The 22,074-nt window shown below is 42.1% G+C and carries 19 protein-coding genes and 2 tRNA genes; 14 read left to right on the top strand and 7 right to left on the bottom strand.

The window, feature by feature from the left end:
• The first annotated feature begins 110 nt into the window (after positions 1–110).
• From BN3283_RS07075 to BN3283_RS07090, 4 genes are all read left to right on the top strand, one after another.
• Complete coding sequence (locus BN3283_RS07075; RefSeq protein WP_059026184.1) at positions 111–2,663, top strand: S9 family peptidase; 2,553 nt, start codon at positions 111–113, stop codon at positions 2,661–2,663.
• Between the two features lie 2 nt (positions 2,664–2,665).
• Positions 2,666–3,133: a CYTH domain-containing protein gene (locus BN3283_RS07080; RefSeq protein WP_059026185.1), complete on the top strand. Its 468-nt coding sequence runs from the start codon at positions 2,666–2,668 to the stop codon at positions 3,131–3,133.
• Between the two features lie 129 nt (positions 3,134–3,262).
• A complete protein-coding gene (locus BN3283_RS07085) occupies positions 3,263–5,287 on the top strand; it encodes a transketolase family protein (RefSeq protein WP_059026186.1) in 2,025 nt (674 codons plus the stop codon).
• Between the two features lie 153 nt (positions 5,288–5,440).
• A tRNA-Met gene (locus BN3283_RS07090) sits at positions 5,441–5,513 on the top strand.
• A gap of 93 nt (positions 5,514–5,606) precedes the next feature.
• Here the strand turns inward: BN3283_RS07090 and BN3283_RS07095 are convergent.
• Complete coding sequence (locus tag BN3283_RS07095; protein ID WP_041503607.1) at positions 5,607–6,149, bottom strand: GNAT family N-acetyltransferase; 543 nt, start codon at positions 6,147–6,149, stop codon at positions 5,607–5,609.
• Positions 6,150–6,441: 292 nt separating this feature from the next.
• Between BN3283_RS07095 and BN3283_RS07100 the strand changes: the two genes are divergently transcribed.
• From BN3283_RS07100 to BN3283_RS07110, 3 genes are all read left to right on the top strand, one after another.
• A tRNA-Met gene (locus BN3283_RS07100) sits at positions 6,442–6,514 on the top strand.
• Positions 6,515–6,676: 162 nt separating this feature from the next.
• Positions 6,677–8,626, top strand: coding sequence for an LruC domain-containing protein (locus BN3283_RS07105; RefSeq protein ID WP_059026187.1), 1,950 nt, complete (start codon positions 6,677–6,679; stop codon positions 8,624–8,626).
• Between the two features lie 44 nt (positions 8,627–8,670).
• A complete protein-coding gene (locus tag BN3283_RS07110; RefSeq protein WP_041503605.1) occupies positions 8,671–9,222 on the top strand; it encodes a nitroreductase family protein in 552 nt (183 codons plus the stop codon).
• Here BN3283_RS07110 and BN3283_RS07115 read toward each other — a convergent pair.
• The 4 genes from BN3283_RS07115 to fabG all read right to left on the bottom strand — a co-directional run bounded on the left by BN3283_RS07115 (position 9,219) and on the right by fabG (position 15,576).
• Positions 9,219–12,446, bottom strand: a complete 3,228-nt coding sequence (locus BN3283_RS07115) for a UvrD-helicase domain-containing protein (RefSeq protein WP_059026188.1) — start codon at positions 12,444–12,446, stop codon at positions 9,219–9,221. The two genes, BN3283_RS07110 and BN3283_RS07115, sit on opposite strands and share 4 nt — an antisense overlap.
• Positions 12,447–12,499: 53 nt before the next feature.
• Positions 12,500–13,657, bottom strand: a complete 1,158-nt coding sequence (locus BN3283_RS07120; RefSeq protein ID WP_041503603.1) for an iron-containing alcohol dehydrogenase — start codon at positions 13,655–13,657, stop codon at positions 12,500–12,502.
• A gap of 11 nt (positions 13,658–13,668) precedes the next feature.
• Positions 13,669–14,646, bottom strand: coding sequence for a DUF6340 family protein (locus BN3283_RS07125; RefSeq protein ID WP_059026189.1), 978 nt, complete (start codon positions 14,644–14,646; stop codon positions 13,669–13,671).
• A 183-nt stretch (positions 14,647–14,829) separates the two neighbouring features.
• Positions 14,830–15,576 (bottom strand): 3-oxoacyl-[acyl-carrier-protein] reductase, encoded by a 747-nt coding sequence (gene fabG / locus BN3283_RS07130; RefSeq protein WP_041503601.1) that lies wholly within the window; start codon positions 15,574–15,576, stop codon positions 14,830–14,832.
• Between the two features lie 248 nt (positions 15,577–15,824).
• On the opposite strand from fabG, the gene BN3283_RS07135 reads away from it, so the two are divergent.
• From BN3283_RS07135 to BN3283_RS07165, 7 genes are all read left to right on the top strand, one after another.
• A complete protein-coding gene (locus tag BN3283_RS07135; protein ID WP_041504028.1) occupies positions 15,825–16,292 on the top strand; it encodes an alanyl-tRNA editing protein in 468 nt (155 codons plus the stop codon).
• Positions 16,293–16,431: 139 nt separating this feature from the next.
• Positions 16,432–17,433 carry a phosphate acetyltransferase gene (gene pta, locus BN3283_RS07140; RefSeq protein ID WP_041503600.1) on the top strand — a complete coding sequence of 334 codons (1,002 nt, stop codon included), beginning with the start codon at positions 16,432–16,434 and terminating at the stop codon, positions 17,431–17,433.
• Positions 17,434–17,458: 25 nt separating this feature from the next.
• Entirely contained in the window at positions 17,459–18,658 is a 1,200-nt protein-coding gene (locus BN3283_RS07145) for an acetate/propionate family kinase (RefSeq protein ID WP_059026190.1), read from the top strand.
• Positions 18,659–18,775: 117 nt separating this feature from the next.
• Positions 18,776–19,366, top strand: a complete 591-nt coding sequence (locus BN3283_RS07150; protein WP_059026191.1) for a LemA family protein — start codon at positions 18,776–18,778, stop codon at positions 19,364–19,366.
• 23 nt (positions 19,367–19,389) lie between these two features.
• A complete protein-coding gene (locus BN3283_RS07155) occupies positions 19,390–19,836 on the top strand; it encodes a TPM domain-containing protein (RefSeq protein WP_059026192.1) in 447 nt (148 codons plus the stop codon).
• On the top strand, positions 19,805–20,608 hold the full coding sequence (locus BN3283_RS07160; protein WP_286137576.1) for a TPM domain-containing protein: 804 nt from the start codon (positions 19,805–19,807) through the stop codon (positions 20,606–20,608). Before BN3283_RS07155 ends, BN3283_RS07160 begins: the two co-directional genes overlap by 32 nt.
• A 30-nt stretch (positions 20,609–20,638) precedes the next feature.
• Positions 20,639–21,223: a DUF4251 domain-containing protein gene (locus tag BN3283_RS07165; RefSeq protein ID WP_041504888.1), complete on the top strand. Its 585-nt coding sequence runs from the start codon at positions 20,639–20,641 to the stop codon at positions 21,221–21,223.
• Positions 21,224–21,316: 93 nt separating this feature from the next.
• Here BN3283_RS07165 and BN3283_RS07170 read toward each other — a convergent pair whose 3' ends face one another.
• Positions 21,317–21,787: a YqaA family protein gene (locus BN3283_RS07170; RefSeq protein ID WP_041503595.1), complete on the bottom strand. Its 471-nt coding sequence runs from the start codon at positions 21,785–21,787 to the stop codon at positions 21,317–21,319.
• A 47-nt stretch (positions 21,788–21,834) separates the two neighbouring features.
• A complete protein-coding gene (locus BN3283_RS14745) occupies positions 21,835–22,071 on the bottom strand; it encodes a YqaA family protein (RefSeq protein ID WP_350308228.1) in 237 nt (78 codons plus the stop codon).
• Positions 22,072–22,074: the final 3 nt, after the last annotated feature.

A 22,074-nucleotide genomic window follows, 5' to 3' on the forward strand; every position in this document is an offset into this window, starting at 1 on the left:
ATTACATCATAATAAATTTTATTCAGAATTTTCAAACATTCTACGTTTTAGGATTAACTTTGTTCTGTTTTAAAAGGACAAATAAACAATTATACCATAATCAAAAAAGAATGAAAAAACTACTCCTTTTCGTTTGGGTTATATTTTCCTTTCAAGTGCAAGGACAAATAATCCGGGAATGGATGAGTCTCCCTCCTATTCCTGTGGAAATGCCCGCTTTTCACGATCAAAAAAACGGGAACAACCAATCTTTCACTCCCGTTTCGCTTTTAGAATTCTCGACTCTATCCGTCGAAAATCTCACTCCTGTTCCGGAAGGCATCGAACAAGGAACAAAAGATTTTCAATGGCGACGTTCGGATGCGGTTGACGGGAAAGTCCGTTACTCCTCACGGGGAAAAAAGCCTTCGATCGTCTATAACGCCGTTTATATGGCCAACACGGAATGGATGGATGGCAGCATGACTTTCCATTTCAGTACTCCCGCGGAAGTATTTATAGACGGAGAAAAAGTACTTACTTACGAAGCCTGTAACGAGGAAGAAGAAAACGTCCCTAAAGAGATACGCAGAAATTGGATACCGGGCAAACACACGATAATCGTAAAAAGTCTTGTACTCCCGAACTCCCCGCAAACCTTGTTTTCCGCCTCCTTTAAAGCAGGAGATGAGTTCAAAAACATTCCTGTAGAGTTTACCCTTTCCCCCATGAGAGGAAAAAATATTTACGATGTATTGAACGGAACCCGTATCGGAGACATACAAACCTCCCCTTCTGGTAAATATTTGCTTTTAAGTGAAACGGAAATCATAAAAGGCAAGAGTAGCCGAATAACCTATCTTTATCGACTTACAAATAAAGAAATCATTTACTCTTTTTACGGAAAAGAGACGACCGACATCACTTGGGTACCGGGGCAAGATAAACTCTCCTTTTTGATACCGGAAGGAAACGGACATTCACTTTATACCTATGATCCTGAAACCCGACGCCAAGAATGCCTCATCAAAGCCGATCGCTCGATCTCAGGATACCGATGGTCTCCCGATCGAACCTACTTGCTTTATTACCAATCGGAAAATTATAGCGAAAAAGAGTGGGAGTTGCGTAAAATCGAAGGTATGGAAGACCGCCAACCCAATTACCGTACCCGTTATTTCCTTTGTAAATATGATTTCAAAAGCGGAATCCACTCCCGTCTGACTTGGGGAAATCAAACCACGTCAATCATGGATATCAGTCACGACGGTAAACAGGTTGTCATCACTACAAACCGTCCGGATTACAACGAATATCCGTATAGTAAGCAATCCGTTTATCTGATGGATGTACCGTCGAACCAAATCGATACCTTATGGCAAGACCGCCCGGTCAGCATATATTGCTCGTTTTCTCCCGACGACAAGCAACTGCTGGTGAGCGGAGGCGCTAACGCTTTCGGGAATACAGGTGTTAACATTCGTAAAGGACAAATCGTAAACGAATACGATACCCAACTTTTCATTTACGATCTGAAAACCCACCGGGTAGATCCGATTACCAAATACTTCAATCCTTCAGTCTCTACTTCCTATTGGCATAAAGACGGCTCTATTTATATCATCGCGGGCGACACGGATTATATCCACCTGTTTCGTTACCGAAACGGTAAAATAGAAAAGATCGATTGTCCGGGAGACGTCATCCAAAGACTCTCTTTACCGGAACAGGGTGATTTAGCTGTTTACACGGCTTCCGATCAAAGTTACCCCACTCGTGTCTATACCTTAAATCTCACGGATCTGAGCACGCAATTATGGGATAACCCGGCTGAAGAACAGTACAAAAATATTGTTTTCGGAAAAGTCAAGGATTGGGATTACCAATACAAAAGGGGTACCACTATTGACGGACGCTATTACCTTCCGGCCGATTTTGATCCGAGTAAAAAATATCCGATGATTGTCTATTATTACGGAGGGACCTCTCCCGTCGAAAGAACTTTCGGAGGACGCTGGCCGTTTAATTTATACGCGGCGAACGGGTATGTCGTGTATGTTATGCAACCCTCTGGTGCCACGGGATTCGGACAGGAGTTTTCCGCACGTCACCAAAACAACTGGGGAATCATCACGGCAGACGAGATCATCGCGTGTACGAAAGCCTTCTTAAAAGCACATCCGTTCATAGATCCTCAAAGAGTAGGCTGTATGGGAGCCTCCTACGGCGGTTTCACGACCATGCTTCTGCAAACCCGTACCGATATATTTGCCTGTGCGATCTCCCATGCCGGAATCTCGTCCATATCCAGCTATTGGGGTGAAGGATATTGGGGATACAGTTACAGCACCCAAGCAGCTGCTTACTCCTTCCCCTGGAACCGAAAAGACATATATGTTGATCAGAGTCCTTTATTCAACGCGGACAAAGTGAAAAAACCGATATTGTTATTACATGGAACAGCCGACGTGAATGTACCCACCGGAGAGAGTATCCAATTCTATACGGCATTGAAACTATTGGGCAAAGAGGTGGATCTGGTTTTGATCAACAATGCCGACCATGCAGTAGTCGACTACGATCAACGAATCCTATGGAATAATACCATTTTATCTTACTTTGCCAAATACTTAAAAGGTCAACCGGCCTGGTGGGAGAATATGTATAAAAACAAAAATTTATAATCATGTTCCGGGAAATCGAGCGCAAATTTTTAGTCAACGGAGATTTCAAATCACAAGCATTTAATAAGACTCAAATCACACAAGGATATCTGTCTTCCGTACCGGAACGCTCCGTAAGGGTACGCGTAAAGGGAGATCGCGCCTACCTTACCGTAAAAGGAAAGGGTAATGCTACCGGAGCGAATCGTTTTGAATGGGAAAAAGAGATATCCGTCGGTGAAGCCGAAGCATTACTACAAATCTGTGAACCCGGAATCATCAATAAAACCCGCTACTACGTAAAAGCGGACAAATTCACGTACGAAATAGACGAATTTCACGGGGGCAACGAAGGTTTAATTTTAGCAGAGATAGAATTGGAAGATGAAAACGATACTTTTCCGAAACCGGAATGGATAGGAGAAGAGGTCACGGGAAAGCAGAAATACTACAATTCGATGCTAAGCAAACACCCCTTTTCGGAATGGTAAACACATAAAAATCAGGATGAATACATAATCCTGATTTTTATTGAATCCCCGCTGTCTATTTTCTTGTTTTCCCATGGGAAAATCGTAACTTTGCGCAAAAATTTTAACAATATCTCAAAAAATATAGGCATGGATAAAATCCTAAATCGAGCAGCGGATAACATCCGTATTCTTTCAGCCTCCATGGTTGAGAAAGCTAAATCTGGCCATCCGGGTGGAGCCATGGGTGGAGCCGACTATGTAAATGTTTTGTACTCCCAATTTTTAAATTTTGACCCGGACGATATGAGTTGGGCCAACAGAGACCGATTTTTCTTGGATCCCGGACATATGTCCCCCATGCTGTACTCCATTCTCAGTCTCGTGGGGACTTACAGTATGGAAGATTTACAAAATTTCCGTCAATGGGGAAGTGTGACTCCGGGACACCCTGAAGTCGATGTTAAACGAGGAGTGGAAAACACCTCAGGCCCCCTGGGGCAAGGACATGCCATGGCCGTGGGGGCAGCAATCGCAGAGCGATTTTTGGTCGCTCGATTCGGTGAATGGATGGCCCATAAAACCTACGCTTTTATTTCTGACGGAGGTATTCAGGAAGAAATTTCTCAAGGAGCCGGCCGTATTGCCGGAACATTGGGATTATCTAATCTGATTATGTTTTACGATGCAAACGAGGTGCAGCTTTCGACCCGCGTCAACGAAGTGACCAGAGAGGATACGGCCATGAAATACAAGGCATGGGGCTGGAATGTCATTACCGTAAACGGAAACGATGCGAAAGAAATCACAGAGGCTCTGAAAGCTGCCAACGAAGAGAAGGAACGACCTACCCTTATTATCGGGAAAACATTAATGGGAAAAGGAGCCGTAGGGGCTGACGGGGAAGATTTCTCCGACAAGGTCTCCACTCACGGACAACCGTTAAGCGCCGCAGGCGCCTCTATCGAGAAAACCATTGAAAACTTAGGAGGAGATCCACAACATCCGTTTGTTATATTCCCAGAGGTTAAAGAATTTTACAACAAAGTATTAGAACAGAAGAGGGCTTATGCCAAGGCTAAAAAAGCAGAACAAGCCGCTTGGGAAAAAGCCAACCCGGAATTAGCCGCAAAATGGCATCGTTTCTTATCCGGCAAAGCTCCCGAAATCGACTATAAATCCATCGTACACAAGCCTGGAATTGCTACCCGTGCCGCATCGGCCGACGTATTAGTCGAATTAGCCAAACAGGTTGAAAACATGATCGTCAGCTCTGCCGATTTAAGCAATTCCGATAAAACAGACGGATTCATCAAAGGCGGAGCCCGAAATCTGATAAAAGGAGACTTCAGCGGAGCTTTCTTCCAAGCCGGAGTTGCCGAATTAACCATGGCTGTTATCTGTAACGGGATTGCCTTACATGGTGGTATATTCGTAGCTTGCGGTACGTTCTTCGTGTTTTCCGACTACATGAAACCGGCTGTTCGTTTAGCCGCGTTGATGGAGATCCCCGTAAAATTCATCTGGTCGCACGATGCATTCCGCGTGGGGGAAGACGGACCGACTCACCAACCTATCGAGCATGAAGCACAGCTCAGGTTAATGGAGAAACTTCATAATCACTCCGGCAAAATGAGCCTGTTGGCCCTTCGTCCGGCGGATGCCGCCGAAACTTCCGTCGCGTGGAAAATGGCCATGGAAAACACCTCCACCCCTACCGCACTGATCCTGTCCCGGCAAAATATCAAAGACCTTCCGGGAGGATTCGATGAAGCCTTACAAGCAGAAAAAGGAGCATACGTGGTAACCAAAAATGCGGAGAATGTCGATATCGTATTGATCGCTTCCGGTTCGGAAGTATCTACCTTACTGGAAGGTGCACAACTATTAAAAGAACGTAAAGGCATATCTTCTCAAGTGGTATCCGTTATTTCCGAAGGATTATTCCGCGAGCAATCCTCAACATACCAAGAAGAAGTTATCCCGGCCAATAAGCCCAAATACGGTTTGACAGCCGGTCTTCCCGTCACGTTGGAAGGACTTGTCGGAATAAACGGACGAATCCACGGAGTAAATCATTTCGGTTATTCGGCCCCGGCGAAAGTATTGGATGAAAAATTCGGATTCACCGGAGAAAACGTATATAACGAAGTATGCGAAATGTTAAAGAGATAATTTTACAAAAAATTAAACAAGAACGGGGATCGTAAAATCCCCGTTCTCTATTTAATTACCGGACATATCGCAAAAACAAAAAAATCTTTGTATATTCCGAATATAGCATTATCTTTGCACTCGCAAAGCAAGGAAAGTTGTTTTAGCATATATTGCGGGATGGAGCAGTTGGTAGCTCGTTGGGCTCATAACCCAAAGGTCGTCTGTTCGAGTCAGGCTCCCGCTACTAAATAAAAACCGTTCGAAAGGGAATTTCGAACGGTTTTTAATATTAGCCAGTTTGTTTGAACCGTCTAATCGTCGGATCCTTTACAACTGTTTATTTCTCTATTAAACCGTAATTATCGGTATACACCTTCCGTTTTATGGTCTCTATAAACTCGGGTAAACGTTCAGAATGTTGGTTTCCCATAATCCAAAGCGGACAAGAATCCCGGACTCCGTCGTAAGAAGGCTGTATATATTCCTCCTCCAGAACCTGATACCCGTTCCGCTGATAGTAACGGACACGCCGGGTAGTCATCTCGTCTTGCATCGGCTCGACTTCCAATAACCGAATCCCTTTCAGATGATCAGCCACGTAATTTAGAACCTGTTGCCCGATCTTCTTGTTGCGCATGGATGGATATACCGCAAGGTGCTCTAAATAATAAAAATCCTTCATATCCCAATACACGAAAAAACCGCACAACTCTCCGTCACATTCAACGACACTAAAATACATATCGGATTTCTCTTTTATCATCCGTCTCAATTGCCCGATGTCTCTTCTCTCTTCCGCCGGAAAAGCATCCTCATAGAGAGGAATCAAACGATCCAAATTCCGATCGTCAGGACTTGTTATTCTAATCAAATTCATCATATTCTTGTTGTTTATGTATTACCTTTTACTTGTTTTTCTCGATAACGAATTTATTGTAACCGTTTCAACTTCGAACGGATGCGAATGGCGGAAAAATTAAACGTATCCCCCAAAAGCGGCTACCCCTCTCCTTTTCTTTATGAATGTTTCCATAAAACGATCTTTCTGCAAAGATAGGAAAACATAGGGAAGTTTATATAATGACTGATTTATTTACCCGAATATTTGGATTAGTAAAAACAAATAGCTATCTTTGCACTCGCAAAACAGAAAAAGTTGTTTTGGCTTATATTGCGGGATGGAGCAGTTGGTAGCTCGTTGGGCTCATAACCCAAAGGTCGTCTGTTCGAGTCAGGCTCCCGCTACGATAAAGAGAACCCATTCAAAGGGTTCTCTTTTTTTATTTAGAAAAAATATACATTATCTACGTTTTGATAATTATTATTAATAACAGTATTCAATCCATTTATTTGCAACTGAAAATTAATTCATTACATTTGCAAAATGTGACCTAAATAGATACTAAAATGAAAACCAAAATTGTAAGCACAGGAATTATTGTTTTTATCGCTATACTTATAGGCTGTACGGATAAAGACATGTCGAAGACCCCTCCTCCGGGAGATGGAAACGCGTTTGACTACCGTACGGCAAACAACATTACTGCAAATGTAAATTATAGTGTTCCCGAAGGGTATGCGTTAGCGTTCGAAGCTTACGCGGAAGATCCGATTGAGATCGTAAATGATGAACCCGTGAAAAAAGAAGGTTTAAAAACCTTATTCAAAGGAATCACGGACAATGACGGAAATTATTCGGAATTAGTACAGATCCCTGCATCTATTAAAGAAGTATACCTATACACTGATGCTTTAGGTGTTCCTTCTGTAACAAAATATTCTATCGATGGTACACAAGTAAAATCCAAGTCCGTTAGTTCGCGGGCAGGAGAAACGGATTATATCTACTCTACCCGTCCAAGCGAATTGAAAATAGTAAATGACGGCAAATGGAATGTTAAAGGTGTTCCGAATTATTTAGGCGCTCCCAAGAATGTATCGTCAGACGGACTAAAGATGGTGAATTCAAGTTTAGGCACGAAAAGCGATAATGTCGATAATTATATTGCAGAAAACGGGGAAGCCAATATCAATATCGTTAAAGACGGAGCCATTATCGATTTAGTCGTTGTACACAATAGCGGCAATACGGTAACTAATACGATGGGATATTATTATTACGATTCTCAAAAACCACCCCGTTCCGTTGAAGATATTCAAAAAATCGTGTTATTCCCGAACGCTACTTTTGCCCCGAAAGCCGGTTTACAATTGGGAGACAACGTTCGGTTAAAATATTGGGACGAAGCCACCCAAAGCTGGATAGACCAATTTCCAAAAGGAATAACCATCGGATGGTTTATTTTAGTCGGAGGTTTCAATTCCACATCCTATGCCATATCCCAACCGGATACCTGGAAAGTATATGCCTATTCCAATACGGAACTCAACGATTTACAGCGAAAACACAACGTGATCGTCCGGGACCCCAACACGAAAATCCGTTATATCGGTTTCGAGGATAAAAACTTCCATCAGGCAGACTACCGTGACTTTATTTTCTACATAGAAGCCGATCCATCGTACGTGGAATACAACGACGACAATATTCCGGACGGAAAAGATTTAACGGATAGCGATGGGGATGGTGTTCCGGACGTAGATGACGAATTTCCGGACGATCCTCTATTAGCTTACACCATAAAATACAACGGAACGGTTGCTTTCGAAGATATATGGCCTTACCAGGGAGACTATGACATGAATGACGTCGTGATGGAATACAATACCATTCACTATCTGAACGCCCGAAATTTAATCGTTAAAGTAAAAGACGTATGGACGTTAAAGAATAACGGAGCCCAGTACACAAATGGTTTTGCTTACCAATACGAAACCAGCAGCAGCATGATTCGATCAATGAATATAACGTCAGACTACACGATTCCTACCCGTTTCAATTTGAATAGCAAAGGGCTGGAGAACAACCAAACAAAGGCAACGATCATTCTGTTTGACGACGCGGAAGACGTGGTTAAAACAGGAAAAGACATGGTTTTTACCGTAGAGACGACTTTAGGCGGTATGAAATCCAGCGAGTTAGGTTTACCACCTTATAATCCTTTTATTATCGCCGAGGCCGATAAGCAACGAGGCCGCGAGGTACATCTGCCTAATCACAAGCCTACGGATTTAATGGATATGAGCCTTCTGCATTACGGGCATGATCTTTCCGAACCGGCAAAAGGACTCTACTTCATATCCAACAACTATTTCCCGTTTGCCATTCATATCGTGGGAACTTCTTTTGATTTTCCTAAAGAAGGACAACGTATCGATGAAGCATTCCCGCAGTATACCCGATGGGCAACTTCAAACGGGACAGAAAACTTAGAATGGTATAAACACAAAAAATAATAACCGATAAGGGTACTGGAACAGTACCCTTTATTTTTGAATATATGGAACCACAGGAATTATTAAATCTCTTTTTACAACGACAAAGTGTCAGAGGATACTCCAGCGAACCCGTATCTCAAGAGAGTTTATCGAGGTGCATCGAAGCCGCCCGCCTGGCTCCTTCAGCCTGCAACGCCCAACCGTGGAAGTTTGTCATCGTCAAAGACCCTGAATTAAAGAATAAGGTAGCGGACGCCACATCGGGAGGAATTCTTCCCATGAATCATTTTACCAAACAGGCCCCTGTTATCGTCGTCATGGTTAGAGAAAAAGCAAATCTCTCTTCCCGTATCGGTCAAACATTAAAGAATAAGGATTTTACCTTAATCGACAACGGCATTGCGGCAATACAATTTTGCCTTCAAGCTACCGTTGAAGGATTGGGAACTTGCATCATGGGATGGTTTAATGAAAAAAAGATAAAGGATTTACTACATATCCCTTCGTATAAAAGAGTAGAATTGATCATCCCTATCGGACATCCAGCAGACCCGATCATTCGTCCCAAAATTCGAAAAAACACGGATCAAATCAGCACCGTAGACAGCTACTAAAAATCCAACTGCAATTGAGTGCCGGACCCGACAGGATATATTTTATTCATGTTTACATACCAAATATATCCTTTCACCTCCTTATACCCCATTTGTCTCAGTATTTTACAATAGAATCCCATTTGCTTACTGTACTCCTCCTCCTCTTTGTATCCGAACTTGTAATCTACGATAACGACCTTATTCCCGTCAAACATAACCCGGTCGGGCCGAGCTCTTCCCGCGTTCGTAAAAAGGATATCCCGTTCGGTAATGACGCGATAACTGCCGTCAAACCAAGAAGCCACAGGAACATTATCCAAATAATCGACTAATTTTTTTCGGTACATCTCCTTTTCATTATAATGTATTAAACCGGTACGATATACCTCATTTACCGCCCGTTCTATATCTGTCGTTTTTTCGATACGACAGAAAAGTTCGTGAAACAATTTTCCTTCGTCTACCGCCGAATTTCCCTTCTCTTCAATATCCGTGTAATCTTCGTATTTATAACGTACCCGGACTCGATCTTTCAAATCGAAAACCGGATACTCTTTTAACGTAATCCTGTTATCTACCGTCTCTTTCCTTCCTTCCTTCAAAATACCGTATTCCCCTATACTTAACTGTTTTTCCCCGCTGTTCCATCCGGATAATAAACGAGTTGATTCCAGTCTTTCCAACACTTGATACAAAAAAGATCCAATATCAGCCGGTCGCCCTTCCTTACTGATTTTAGGCGCATAAGGGAAAACATGCAAGGCTCTCTTTGCTCTCGTCAAAGCGACATATAAAAGATTTAAATTATCGATATAGGTCTTCATATGCTCTTCCAAATAAGCCTCTTTAAAATGGCTGTCCGATAACTTTGAAGAGTAATTCAGTGGAGCATATTCCAAATCTTTAAACCCCTCCTCCTTGTTATCGCACCAAAGGCGACGGGCATGTCTCATATCGTCCAAATCCCAGTTACAGAAGGGAATGATCACGGTATCAAATTCCAATCCCTTGGACTTATGAATGGTTAATATCCGAACAGAATTGGTCTCTTCCGAAGTTGAGAGAACCTTTTTATCCTTCTCTTTTTCCCACCATTCCAAGAATACGGGTATGCTGCTCGTATTGTTCTCTTCATATTCGAATATAATATCCTGAAAAGCAATTAAATAAGGCAATTCATCTACCCTGTCCCTCAGTTTCATTGCCGCAATAATAGCCTCTACCATTTCATACAAAGACCCGGTCGTCTCTCGATTTATCTCCTGCAAAAAAGGAATACCCCAAGAGGTTATGAAGGTCTCTTCTGAAGCGACTGCCTTAAACCGCGTATCCTGATCATCCCAATTTTCGTTTCTGACATAAGTAAAATAGTGGTACGACAAAACGGCCCGGTTTACCAAGTCATAAGGAGTCATTATGTATTTTAATACACTAATAATCAAAACGACATACGGAGAAGCCGCCACGTATAAAGAATCATTCGAAATAAAAGGAATAGGTGCAGCCGGGTGCAGCCGATTATACTCAATAATATAATCGGCTACAAAAGCCCCTTCTTTACCGTTTCTTACAAGAATCACGCTATTCTTCAATTCCTCCCCTCTCCCCATACTATTCCGGATTACTCCCACGACGGCTTCCATAATGGCTTCCGCACTCCCCTCTTCCTGTTTATCCCCTCCATATTTTATTTGTATATAACCCCGTTCATCGCGGCGTATTTTCTGTTCCGTATGGGCATAAGCCTCCAAGATCGAGAAAGAGTAATCGTTCTTTCCCTCCTCTTTATCATACATCTCTTTCAATTGCAAAGCCGCCTGGGAAAACAGCAGGTTGTTGAACATTACAATTTCTCCCGCACTTCGCCAATTATGCTCCAAAATCTCATCGCAAATCCCAAACGTTTTAAAATCTTTTTCCACTCCGGAGGACAACAAACGCCAATCGCCGTTTCTCCATCGGTAAATACTCTGTTTTACATCCCCTACCACCAACGCCTTTCCTCCTTCTGACAACGTATTTACAATTAACGGCCGGAAATTGGACCATTGCATGGCCGAGGTATCCTGAAATTCGTCAATCATGACGTGTTTATAGAAATTTCCTATTTTCTCGAATAGAAAAGAGGTATCGTTAGCAGCAATCAGCACGTTTAAGATACGGGTAGTATCACTCAGTAACATAAGGCCTTTTTCCTCACAATAGGCTCGGATTTCCCGATACAAATCATTCAATATACCCAACTGGTACAAATTATCGAGTAACAATCTGGCAGAATGATAATCCGCCACCTCTTCGTCGTAGAATTGAATGCTCTCCCCCAACCAGCTATTTAGGGTAGGATAAAGGTTCTCTATTTGGGTTCGAATTTCCGGATGCTGTTTTTTAGCGATCCATGCATCGGGATTATCGAAAGCGTTTCGGGTCGAATCCGTTATACTGTTTAGATTTTTGTCTCTTAGTTTATAAAAATAGTTAACGACTCCTCGTTTCCCGTTTTTAAAATCTTCTACCCGCAAACTATTTGTTTCAATCAAATGACATGCCCTCTTACCATACTCTTCCAATCGTTTTTCGAAACGTTTCACAATACCCCGCAAAAACGACTGATAAGCTTTCAAAAAATCCCGATTACCGAATTTTTGTTGAACGGCCTTATCGAACAACATGTAATTCTCCCCGAACAATTCTTTTCCCAACTCCGCAATCTTCCCTTTCACACTCCACGATTTAGCCTCTTCCACGCTATTGTTCATCAACTCGGTAATCCAAACCCTCAATTCCTTATCCTCGTTCATCCGTTGCATGATCTGGTCGACCGCCCTCAATAGCACGTAATCACTATCCAACTCCACGTTATACCCGGGAAATATCCCCAATTCCTTCGTAAATGCCTTAATGATCCGTTGAAAAAAACGGTCGATGGTAGTTACGGACAATCGACCGTAATCGTGCAGAATCAATGTACGCAATACGATAGCCCGCTCCTTAACTTGTTCATCGGATAAACGTAAACTCGATTTTAAAGCCTCATTGTAATCACTTTTTTCACCCTCTGCCAATTTATTCAATTCCCGAATAATACGGGATTTCATCTCTTCCGTCGCCTTATTCGTGAACGTCACGGCCAGAACATTCTTATATTCTAAAGGAGAAGCAAAGACTATCTTAAAATATTCCATGGTCAGGGCAAAAGTCTTTCCAGCTCCGGCAGAAGCCCTGTATATTTTCAATTTGGACATTAAAATCGAAATTAAAAAGAAGGTGTCTGGCAAAAGCCAGACACCTTCTTCACTTATAATCTGGATGTTAAAATGACTCTCACATTATCCACGTTCACATCGTCAATTCCTCCCAATGCAAACTCTCCCCGATCCCGGAAACGTTTCTCGATACGATCAATGGTATCAATACCTATACCATAATCCGACAAACGGGTTTTGATTCCCATGTCATTGAAAAACTGTTCTGTTTTCGCAATAGCCTGATCGGCAGCCCCCGGCTGTGAAATATCCAAATCCCAAACCCGTTGTGCATATTGAAGCAATTTATCGTGGCGCAACATCTTCGTGGCTTTCATTACACCCGGCAGAACAATGGCCAAGGTCACCGCATGGTCCAATCCATGAAACGCCGTCAGCTCATGACCGATGTGGTGCGTCGACCAATCCTCCGTTACCCCGCAAGCGATCAATCCGTTCAACGCCATGGTTGCCGCCCACATAAAATTAGCCCGGGTTTGATAATCCGGTTGTTCTGCTGCGATCATTTGGGGACCGAGAGCGATTAACGTTTTCAATATTCCTTCCGAGAAACGGTCTTGAATTTCAACATCCTGAGTCGTTGTATAATATTGTTCCATCACATGCACGAAAGCATCCACTACCCCATTGGCAATCTGATGCTTCGGTAAGGAGAAAGTAACCGTCGGATCTAACACGGAAAATTTCGGGAATACATGACGAGATCTAAAAGCCAATTTTTCTTCTGTCTCTTGCCGGGTAATTACAGCCCCGCTATTCATCTCGGATCCCGTAGCCGGTAAGGTTAAAACCGTAGCCAAGGGCAAAGCCGCATGAACGGGAGCCATCTTAGCCAGAATGTCCCACTTGTCTTCACCTTCAAAACAAGAAGCCGCTGCAATAAACTTCGTACCGTCTATCACCGATCCTCCTCCAACAGCCAACAAAAAACCCACGTTCTCATTCTTGGCAATCTCCACCGCTTTCATCAGAGTTTCATAATGCGGATTCGGCTCAATTCCGCCGAATTCGATTACATGAAAATCTTCAAGTGCGGACATAACCTGATCGTACACGCCATTCTTTTTAATACTGCCACCACCATAAGTGATCATTACTTTAAATCCCTTGGGGATTAATTTTCCAATCTCACTAATCTTCCCTTTACCAAAAAGAATTTTTACCGGATTATAATAATTAAAATTCTCCATATAAAATGCTTTTATAACTGATTTAATAATTTGCGATCGTCTTTTATTCTTTGATTCAGTATTTGAATATAATGCTCTATGTATTCCGATAGATTATTATTTTTCACGTTGGATTTTTCCATATGTCTTAAAGCCGCCTCCAACAGATCGATCGCTCCCTGAAAATTACCTTGCCGCTCATACAACCAAGCGATATTTACAGTAGCCTTCACTGCCACGAGCGGTCTCATATTCAATGCCGCATTCCATATTTCATAGGCCTGATCGAACTTTTCATCTTTCAAAAAATAATATCCCAATTTCAAGGCATTATTACTCATATAGATTCTCCTTTTTTCTGGCTGCCAGGTCGGAACCAGATGTTTGGCGTAATCCAGCCCCAACTGATAATAGAAATCGCATATCGCATTTATATCTTCCCCGGCAGTTATAGCGGATCTCAATACATTGGAATACATGGTATCTATAGGTTGATTACTCTCCGTATCGTACAATCTTAAAAACAATGCATTGTCTACCACTGCATTATATCTATCGTACAAGCGAAACACACAAGATTCTATCCCCAGGACATAAGAGTATACCCCCTTGTTAACGGTTTGCAATTCTGAAAGAGTCAACGGTGCGGGAGTAATGGTATCTCTCATGTATTTGCTATTCAATCCGACGGCACGCCCCAACACTACTTTTTTAGCACTATTATGAATACCAGCCTGAAAACCGTCGTAAAAACATTCCACCAAATCCCCCCGGGTCAATCCCGACAGATTTTTCAACTCCTGAAACGCCATCGAATCGGATTGATATATTAACTTACGGTCTAAAAAAAGAATTTTGATATCTCCTGGTTTCAACTCTCGGTCTGCAGGTTCTAAAACGTCGATATCGAGTAAACGATAACCCGCACAAGAAATTAAACAAGAAAACACGAGAAACAATAAAGTCCCCCGTACGCATCGATCTACTATCTTACCTCTTTTATCATACATATTACTTTCTTTTACGTTATCTCAAAACTAACAAAAAGCAAGCCATAATCATTTCATGTAAAGATAAGGAGATATTTGAAAGCAAACAAGAATTCAGATCAAATCACGTACAAAATTTGACCTTCAATCAAAACAAAATGCCCGATCCGAAGATCAGGCATTTAAATTCTTCACTATCTGAAATTACATGTTCATACCGCCGCATACATGAATGGTTTGTCCCGTAACGTAAGCAGAGAGATCTGAAGCTAAAAATACGCATACCTTCGCAATATCTTCAGGCGTACCACCTCTTTTTAACGGAATTTTTTGAGCCCATTCGTTTCTCACTTCCTCCGACAATTTCGCTGTCATATCGGTAATAATAAAACCGGGAGCAACCGCGTTGGCTCTAATATTCCGGGACCCCAACTCTTTGGCAACACTCTTGGTAAAACCGATAATTCCGGCTTTAGAGGCAGCATAATTAGCTTGTCCGGCATTTCCACTAACACCGACAACAGAGCTCATACTGATAATGGAACCGGATTTCTGTCTCAACATGATTGCCGAAACCGTTTTTGTAAAATTGAAAACAGACTTCAAATTTACATTCATAACAGCATCCCATTGTTCTTCACTCATTCTCATCAACAATGTATCTTTTGTTATTCCTGCATTATTCACCAAAATATCGATGCGTCCGAATTCCTTGGCAATCTCTTCCACCGTTGCCGCTGTTGCGGCGAAATCGGCAGCATTAGAAGCATACATTTTCGCTTTTACCCCCAAAGCGGCAATCTCTCTCTCCGTTTCCTGAGCAATCTCATCGTATCTCAAATCAGTAAAAGCAATGTTCGCACCTTGTTTAGCAAATTCTAATGCCACAGCTTTACCGATACCTCTTGAAGCTCCGGTAATAATGGCCGTTTTTCCTTCTAATAATCTCATATCAATAGCTTTTTTAAAACTAAATTAAACCTTAGGCATCATGAAGTAAACCCGTTACTCTTTTTTACCCTAACGGAAGACAAAAGTAGTCAATTAATTGAAAAATGAAAATTCTGGTACCCCGGTTTTATACTTTCCGAGAAACTCCATTGAAATCTTCTTTCTACATAAATAAATTTATCCTTTACCGGGAAATAATATTAAATTTGTCATTCCAATGGATTCATTCTCGTAAAAATTTAGATAATATGGAACAACAACTTCAACTCAACGATCATAATAAACAAGAACATCCTCCCATGCATACGGCAGAACATATATTGAATCAAACGATGGTCCGGATGTTCGGTTGCGAAAGATCTAAAAACACGCACATTGAAAAGAAAAAATCCAAATGTGATTATTATTTATCCGCATCTCCCTCGGAAGAACAAATGGCCGAAGTCGAACGTAAAGTCAATGAAGTCATCGGTATGCATTTACCGGTAACCGCAGAATTTGTAGATAAAGATCATGTTCCGGAAGAGATTGATCTCAGCAAATTACCCGAGAACGTCAGTCAAACCCTACGTATCGTACGCATAGGCAGTTACGATACGTGTGCCTGCATCGGCCGGCACGTGGCTAATACAGCCGAAATCGGTATTTTTAAAATCATTTCTTACGATATGGAAAACCAAAGATTAAGGATTCGTTTTAAATTGCTCCAGGAATGATTCTGCGATTTTTGCAATCTCTGCTTGACAATATTCTTGAAAATTGCGAACAATAGCTTACAAAAAGTTACGTTATTGATTAAATTATTTCTACTTTCGCGAAAGAAATGAACAACAACTTATCATAAAAAAGATACTTATGAACCTTCTTGAACAAATCAAAGAAAACGCGAAAAAGTACAACAAAAGAATTGTACTCCCGGAAGGGACGGAGGAGCGTACGCTAAAGGCTGCTGATATTCTTCTGAATGAAGGAATTGCTCAGATTATTTTAATCGGTAAACCGGCAGAAATACAAACGCTGGCAGATAAATTTGAACTGAAAAACATCGGGAAAGCTACCATCATCGATCCTGAAAATCATCCGAAAAAAGAAGTTTACGCGGATATGCTTGTCGAATTACGCAAAAGTAAGGGCATGACCAAGGAAGAGGCTCTTAAATTAGTAACCAATCCGCTCTATTTAGCGACTTTGATGATTAAGAACGGGGATGCGGACGGAGAGGTTGCCGGAGCCAAAAATGCGACAGGCGACGTACTAAGGCCTGCTTTGCAAATCGTAAAAACATTGCCGGGTATATCCGTAGTATCGGGGGCATTCCTCCTGTTAACCGATAAACCGGAATACGGTGAAAACGGGTTAATCGTATGTGCGGATTGTGCCGTACTTCCGAATCCGACGGCCGAAGAGTTGGCTCAAATCGCCGTAGCTACAGCAGGTACGGCTAAAGCCATTGCCAAAATAGAACCGCGAGTAGCCATGTTAAGTTTCTCAACGAAAGGTTCCGCAAAAAACGAATTGGTTGATAAAGTGATAAAAGCGACCGAATTAGCCAAACAGATGGCTCCTGACATAATGATCGACGGCGAAATGCAGGCTGACGCCGCTTTGGTTCCTTCCGTGGGTTCCAGCAAGGCTCCGGGTAGTCCCGTTGCCGGAAAAGCCAATGTCTTAATCTTCCCCAGTTTGGAAGTAGGCAATATCAGCTATAAATTAGTACAACGCATTGCCGGCATAGAGGCCGTAGGTCCAGTACTTCAGGGAATGGCAGCTCCGATTAACGACCTGTCGCGGGGATGTTCCGTTAGTGATATCGTAAATTTAGTCGCCATTACCGTAAACCAAGCCGCAAGTAAATAATTCACCCCACGTAAAACCGAATGTCATGAATATATTAGTTTTAAATTGCGGAAGTTCATCCATCAAATATCAGATATTAGATATGAAAGAAGAACCGGTTGTATTAGCCAAAGGATTGGTTGAGAAAATCGGTCTCCCGAAAGGGAACTTCACCCATAAACCTTCAGGAAAGGACAAATATGAGATAGAGGAGTCCATAAAGGACCACATCACAGGTATCAATCTTATCTTAAAAGCTCTTGTCGACCCGACTTATGGCGTAATCGAATCTTTAAACGATATAAACGCTGTCGGACACCGAGTAGCTCACGGGGGAGAATATTTTTCCCAAAGCGTATTGGTCGACGACGATGTAAAGAAAAAAATCGCTGCTTGTTGCGAGTTGGCACCGCTTCATAACCCGGCTAACCTAAAAGGGATAGAGACAATGGAACAACTGCTTCCCGGAGTTCCTCAAGTCGCTGTTTTCGATACCTCTTTCCATCAAACTCTTCCCAAGGAAGCCTACGTATACGGATTACCCTATAAATATTACGAACAATACGGAATCCGTCGGTACGGTTTTCACGGGACCTCACACAAATTCGTTGCAGAAAAAGCCTGTAAAATATTGGGTTGGGACATATGCGAAAAGAAGATCATTACCTGTCACCTCGGAAACGGTTCGTCCATTACGGCTATCGACCATGGCAAATCGGTAGACACCTCCATGGGATTTACCCCGAACGCGGGTGTCATCATGGGAACCCGTACAGGAGATCTGGACCTGGGTGCTTTGCTTTTTATCTGTGAGAAGGAGGGGTTAAACATCCCGCAAGCCAACGATCTGATCAACAAAAAATCGGGACTGATGGGAGTTTCCGAAGTTTCTTCCGATTGTAGAGAGTTACAAGCCGCGGCAGCAAAAGGAAATTCTCAAGCCCGTTTGGCCTTAGACATTTTAGCTTACGATGTAAAAAAATACGTGGGTAGTTATGCAGCCGTACTGAACGGGGCTGATCTGATCATATTTACCGGAGGTATAGGAGAAAATGATTGTGAGGTGCGTCAACAGGTATGCGCCCATATGGAATACATGGGAATAGATTTCGATTCCAAGGCGAATGACGGTGTTCGCGGCAAAGATATAATATTGACAAAACCTCATTCAAAAGTAATCGTTATGAGTATTACCACCGATGAAGAATTGGTAATTGCTACAGATACAATGAATTTGGTAAAATGACGAGTACAAGTCCCGCTAAAAATGAGGCCGCATTGCTGCGGCCTCATTTTTTAGTTTGAATTTTTATTTTATCTTTGTAAAAACGATCTATTAGTTTTACATAAAACAGAAACAAAAATGAAAAAAAGTTATATCGTATTAGCCATAATAGTCATCATTGCTATCGGCATTTTTGCATGGTTTCAAGGAAGCTATAACCAAATGGTAACCAGAAGTGAAACCATATCCTCCCAATGGTCTAATGTTGAGAATCAATACCAAAGGCGAGCGGATCTCATCCCCAATTTGGTAAACACGGTAAAAGGATACGCGGAACACGAACAAAACACCTTAACACAGGTAACAGATGCCCGGGCGAAAGCCACTCAAATGCGAATCAATTTCGATCAACTGGATGAAAAAACCTTACAGAAATTCAACAATATGCAAGGAGAATTATCCTCTGCCCTATCCCGTTTGATGGCCATATCCGAACAATATCCTGATTTAAAGGCAAATGAGAATTTCAGAGATCTCCAAGCCCAATTGGAAGGAACAGAAAACCGTATTGCCGTGGAAAGACGTAAATTCAATGAAGAGGTAAAGGGATATAACGCATACATCCGTTCTTTTCCCAAAAATATTTTGGCCGGGATGTTCGGTTTTATGCCTAAACCTTATTTCGAAGCCTCAAGCGGTGCCGAAAAAGCCCCGGAAGTTAAATTCTAACATCTAATCTCAATCCTGTTATTATGTCTCCAGAAAAATATTTCACGGAAGAACAAAAAGATATGATGGTAGCAGCTATTAGGGAAGCGGAGAAAAATACATCCGGAGAAATTCGCATTCATATCGAGAACCAGTGCCCAAAAGAAGTTCTGGATCGTGCTGCGGATGTGTTCGCCAATTTAAAAATGCAAAAAACAGCCCTTCGTAATGGAATTTTGTTCTATATCGCCTTGGTCGATAAAAAAATGGCTATATTAGGAGATGCCGGGATCAATGCCAAAGTTCCCGACAAGTATTGGGACGAATTGAAAAACCGTATGATTGAAAAATTTAAACAGGGATATATTACGGAGGGAATTTGCGAAGCCGTCATTCAGGCCGGAAAACAATTACAGGAATTTTTTCCCTACCGGCAAGACGACGTTAATGAACTACCCGATGACATTTCATTCAATCCATCCGAAAAGTAAAATGAATTATAACATGAACATCCAGAAACTCATTATATTATTCATATTTAGCCTAATCAGCGTATCCGGTTACAGCCAAAAATTTCCGGAGCCGATGCAACCCAAAAGGCTGGTGAATGATTATACGGAATTATTCAACAAAAAAGAGATCTCTTCTTTAGAAGAAAAATTATCCCATTTCAATAAAACTTCGTCAACCCAGATCGCCGTGGTAACGGTCTCTTCGTTGGATGGATACGACATCAATGATTACGCGGCTCGTTTGGCCGAAAAATGGGGTATCGGCCAAAAGGGGAAAGACAATGGAATATTGATTCTGATCAAACCTAAAAAAGGAAATGAAAAAGGAGAAGTCGCCTTATCCGTCGGTTACGGATTGGAAGGTGTTATTCCGGATATTACGGCTTCTCGTATCATCCGAAACGAAATAATTCCCTCTTTTCAGCAAGGGAATTATTACATAGGGATAAACAAAGCAACCAATGTATTGATGGATCTGACAAAAGGAGAATTTACAGCGGAAGAGTACGAACAGCAATCGGAAGGTTCGCTTTTGGTATTTATTCCCCTTTTCTTCTTTATTATTTTATTTCTTTTTATTCGGCGGCGTAAAGGATTTTCTCCCGGACACTCCTCCGGTCCGTTTTTTATCGGAGGTATTCCATTCGGGAGCAATAGCGGAGGTTTCGGCTCATTCAGCAGCGGAAATGGTTCCTTTGGTGGATTCGGAGGTGGTTCCTTTGGTGGAGGCGGTGCCAGCGGAAGCTGGTAACGATATATGTGTAATTATAAACCAATGATTATGAAAAAACTATTTTTTATTTTAATGGCCATTGCAGTACTAATACCGACAATGGCAGAAGCGCAAACTCAGAAAAAGAGCAAACGTGAAATCAGAGCGGAAAAAAAGGCAGCAGAAGCAGAACAGGCTAAAATAGCACATGACAAAGCTTTAAAAGCGTTGGAAGCCAATGACTGGGCTTTCGAGACCAAAGAGGTGTACAACTCCCAGGGTAAACGTTTGACCCTACGGAATCGTCCTAATGTCGTCGGTTCATCCGGAAAAAGGTTAGTCGCTAATTTAGCGTATGGTGAAAGCGATAGTTATATAGAGCTCATCAAAGACGGACCGATAAAAAAAGTTGAAAAGAAACAAGATAAAAGAGGAAACTGGATTTACAAATTTTACGTCAATCATCCTTTTGCCGCAGAGGTAACCGTCATCCTGACCAAAGACAGTAATGCTGCCAGTATCACCGTCAGCGAAGGAACAACCGGCGTGAATGCCAACGGTATCAATAGTGTTCCGCAGACACACCATTTCAGCGGATTTATCTTACCGGCAGAGGAATCCCATCATTACAAGATGATCCGTGTCGAAAACTGAAAAAGATATCGATAAACCGCCCGTACGTCGAAATCAGTACGGGCATTTTTTTTTCCGGATCGCACCAACCGATTCCACGGGCATCGATATATCCTACAAATGGGAAATAAACTTTACGAATTTATCCGTCCAAAGTAAGTATAACACCAACCAAAACAAAAATCGTATCAACCTTCCGAAAAACATAAAAATAAATGATTTCACGGCATTAATACGATAAAAACCAAGAGCCAACGCAAAAAGATCCCCCAAAACAGGAACCCATACCAAAAGAGCCATAACGCTTTTGTATTTTTCAATTCTGTTTTTCTGCCGTTTCAATTTTTCGGGTGTCACTTTAAACCAACGCTGTATCCACGTCCATTTTCCGGCATATCCCAACCAATAGGTCAACGTCCCACCTAACCAATTCCCCGTTGTTGCGATGGCTAAACACCATACAGGTTTTCCCCCGGCTGCCAACATCCCCAACAATAAGGCATCCGCTCCCATCGGAATTACAGTGGCCGAAATAAACGAACCGATAAATAAACCCAAATATCCTAAATCAAGAAGTGAATCCATGAAAATACCTTTTTCACTTATAACGCAAGCGAACAAAGTATGTTATATCATCGGATCCATTCGACAAACCGATCGGCATACCGAATATACAAAAGTGTCCAGACAAGAAAACGGACAAAACGGCCGACCAACATATATAGAGCCGACATTTTAGGGCTCACACGATAAAAACCGAGAGCGATGGCAAAAAGATCTCCCACAAGGGGAAGCCAAGTGAACAAAGCCAGCCAAACCCCGTATCGATCAATCTTTTCCTTCTGTCTCTCCAATTGCTCTCGCTTCACTTT

It is taken from the genome of Gabonibacter massiliensis, from assembly GCA_001487125.1.
GTDB classification, from domain to species: domain Bacteria; phylum Bacteroidota; class Bacteroidia; order Bacteroidales; family Marinifilaceae; genus Gabonibacter; species Gabonibacter massiliensis.